General features: G+C 47.7%; 3 protein-coding genes. All 3 read left to right on the top strand.

Translation table 11 applies throughout. The annotated features are described in order from the left end of the window. A partial coding sequence (gene gntK, locus ACWHAR_RS19520; RefSeq protein ID WP_452087579.1) for a gluconokinase occupies positions 1–1,094 on the top strand: 1,094 nt, incomplete at its 5' end. Between the two features lie 28 nt (positions 1,095–1,122). Beyond that, positions 1,123–2,469, top strand: a complete 1,347-nt coding sequence (gene gntP, locus ACWHAR_RS19515) for a gluconate permease GntP (RefSeq protein ID WP_144458900.1) — start codon at positions 1,123–1,125, stop codon at positions 2,467–2,469. Between the two features lie 22 nt (positions 2,470–2,491). After that, a partial coding sequence (gnd, locus tag ACWHAR_RS19510) for a decarboxylating NADP(+)-dependent phosphogluconate dehydrogenase (RefSeq protein WP_452087578.1) occupies positions 2,492–3,699 on the top strand: 1,208 nt, incomplete at its 3' end.

Below are 3,699 nucleotides of genomic sequence, written 5' to 3'. Positions count from 1 at the left end.
AGGCAAAAAAATATATCGGCATCAAAGAATACATTTTTAAACAGCTGTTCAATGAGTATGTCATCGATTACTCATTGGCATCAGCGACAGGCATGATGAACCTGAAAAGCTTGGCTTGGGACGAAGAGGCACTGCGCATCGCAGGCATCACGCCGGATCACTTATCCAAACTCGTGCCGACAACCGAGATCTTTCAGCACTGCAGCCCGGAAATAGCGATCCAAATGGGAATCGATCCGGAAACGCCTTTTGTCATCGGGGCCAGCGACGGCGTGCTGTCCAACCTCGGCGTCAACGCCATTAAAAAGGGAGAAATCGCCGTCACCATCGGTACAAGCGGTGCCATCCGGACGATTATTGACAAGCCGCAAACCGATGAAAAAGGGAGAATTTTTTGCTATGCCTTGACGGACAAGCATTGGGTTATTGGGGGGCCTGTGAACAATGGGGGCATCGTCCTTCGCTGGATCAGAGACGAGTTTGCCTCCTCCGAAATCGAAACAGCGACACGGCTGGGCATTGATCCATATGACGTGCTGACGAAAATTGCCCAACGCGTCAGACCCGGTTCTGACGGTCTGCTGTTCCACCCATATCTCGCCGGAGAACGCGCTCCGTTGTGGAATCCGGATGTACGGGGCTCATTTTTCGGCCTGACCATGTCGCATAAGAAAGAGCATATGATACGCGCGGCATTGGAAGGCGTCATTTACAACCTGTACACGGTGTTCTTGGCGTTAACTGAATGCATGGATGGCCCGGTAACCCGCATCCAAGCGACAGGGGGATTTGCAAGGTCGGAGGTTTGGCGCCAAATGATGTCTGATATCTTCGAATCAGAGGTTGTCGTTCCGGAAAGCTACGAAAGCTCATGTCTCGGCGCCTGCATTTTAGGCCTGTATGCAACAGGAAAAATTGACTCTTTCGACGCCGTGTCCGACATGATCGGCAGCACATACAGACATACGCCGATCGAAGACTCAGCCAAGGAATACAGAACATTAATGCCGATTTTCATCAATCTATCAAGATTATTAGAAAATCAATATACACAAATTGCAGATTATCAGAGGGGCTTAATCACACACAAATAGTACATGACATGAAGGGGAGGGCATTACCATGCCGTTAATCATCGTTGCACTTGGGATCTTAGCATTACTATTTCTGATTATGGGCTTAAAATTAAACACATTTATTTCCCTGCTGGTCGTATCGTTCGGCGTGGCACTGGCACTCGGGATGCCGTTCGATAAAGTTGTCAGCTCCATCGAAGCAGGAATAGGGGGAACTCTTGGCCACATCGCGCTCATCTTTGGACTCGGTGCGATGCTGGGCAAGCTGATCGCGGATTCAGGAGGCGCACAGCGCATTGCGATGACGCTCGTCAACAAATTCGGTGAGAAAAATATTCAATGGGCCGTTGTCATTGCCTCATTCATTATTGGGATTGCGTTATTTTTTGAAGTAGGACTGGTTCTATTAATTCCGATTGTCTTTGCGATTTCAAGAGAATTGAAGATTTCTATTTTATTTCTCGGAATCCCGATGGTCGCGGCACTATCCATCACACACGGTTTCCTGCCGCCGCACCCGGGACCTACGGCGATCGCCGGTGAGTATGGCGCAAACATTGGAGAAGTACTGCTGTACGGCTTTATCGTTGCTGTTCCGACAGTGCTCATCGCAGGGCCGTTATTTACAAAGTTCGCGAAAAAAATCGTTCCTGCATCATTTGCGAAAAACGGCAATATTGCATCACTCGGCACACAAAAAACGTTTAACCTTGAAGAAACACCCAGCTTTGGAATCAGTGTCTTTACCGCAATGCTCCCGATTATCATCATGTCGGTCGCGACCATTATCGACCTGCTTCAAGAAACAATCGGGTTTGCAGATAACGGCGTTTTAGCTTTTATCAGATTGATTGGAAACGCATCGACTGCTATGATTATTTCGTTATTGGTCGCAGTCTATACAATGGGCATCAAGCGCAACATTCCAGTCAAAACCGTGATGGATTCTTGTTCAACTGCCATTTCACAAATCGGCATGATGCTTTTGATCATCGGAGGAGGCGGCGCCTTCAAACAAGTGCTGATCAACGGCGGTGTCGGCGATTACGTAGCAGACTTATTCAAAGGAACGGCATTATCGCCAATCATTCTGGCATGGCTCATCGCGGCGATCCTGCGCATTTCTCTAGGATCAGCGACTGTTGCCGCACTAAGCACAACAGGTCTGGTCATTCCGTTACTGGGTCATTCTGATGTTAACCTGGCGTTAGTCGTGCTCGCAACAGGCGCCGGAAGTGTCATCGCTTCACACGTCAATGACGCCGGCTTCTGGATGTTCAAGGAATACTTCGGATTAAGCATGAAAGAAACATTCGCCACATGGACATTGCTGGAAACCATTATTTCCGTTGCTGGACTGGGATTCATTTTATTGTTAAGTTTAGTTGTATGAAATTAAGAAGGAGCTGTAACACATGTTCAATACGATTGGTGTCATAGGCTTAGGCGTAATGGGAAGCAACATCGCCTTAAACATGGCAAATAAAGGTGAAAACGTCGCTGTCTATAATTACACCAGAGATTTAACGGACCAGCTTGTCCAAAAGCTGGATGGACAATCTCTCAGCCCGTATTACGAGCTTGAGGACTTTGTTCAATCGTTAGAAAAACCAAGAAAAATCTTTTTGATGGTCACAGCGGGAAAACCCGTAGATTCCGTCATCCAATCATTAAAGCCTTTGCTTGAAGAAGGCGACGTCATCATGGACGGAGGAAACTCCCACTATGAAGACACAGAAAGAAGATATGACGAGCTGAAGGAAAAAGGGATCGGCTACCTGGGAGTCGGTATTTCCGGCGGTGAAGTCGGCGCATTAACAGGACCTTCCATCATGCCGGGCGGAGATCGCGACGTCTATGAGAAAGCCGCTCCTATCCTGACGAAAATCGCAGCCCAAGTCGGAGATGACCCTTGCTGTGTCTATATCGGACCAAAAGGGGCAGGGCACTTTACAAAAATGGTGCACAACGGTATTGAATATGCCGACATGCAGCTGATTGCAGAAGCGTATACGTTTCTAAGAGAAACGCTTCGTCTGCCGCTCGATGAAATTGCATCTATTTTTGAAACATGGAATCAAGGTGAGCTGAAAAGCTATTTAATAGAGATTACAGCTGAGATTTTACGCAAAAAAGACGAAAAAACAGGACAGCCTCTGATCGATGTCATCCTTGATAAAACCGGACAAAAAGGCACTGGGAAATGGACGAGCATGCAGGCGATTGATAACGGCATCCCGTCCACGATCATCACAGAGTCCTTGTTCGCCCGCTACTTGTCATCCTTAAAAGAAGAACGGATGGCAGCTCAAGACGTATTAGCAGGCCCGGAATCCGAAGAAAAACAATTGGATAAAGACACCTGGATTGAATACGTCAGACAGGCTCTTTACATGGGGAAAGTATGCGCCTATGCACAAGGCTTTGCCCAATATAAGATGTCATCTGAGCTTTACGGCTGGAATCTGCCGCTCAAAGACATTGCCTTGATTTTCCGAGGCGGCTGCATCATCCGCGCTGATTTCCTAAACGTGATCAGCGAAGCATTCAGTGAGCAGCCAAATCTGGCTAACCTGCTTATCGCGCCTTATTTCACAGATAAGCTCCATGCCTATCAAACAGG

Source organism: Bacillus sp. LR--39 (assembly GCF_053613335.1).
The sequence above is the reverse complement of the archived record's forward strand: the minus strand, read 5'-3'. Positions and strand labels throughout refer to the sequence as shown.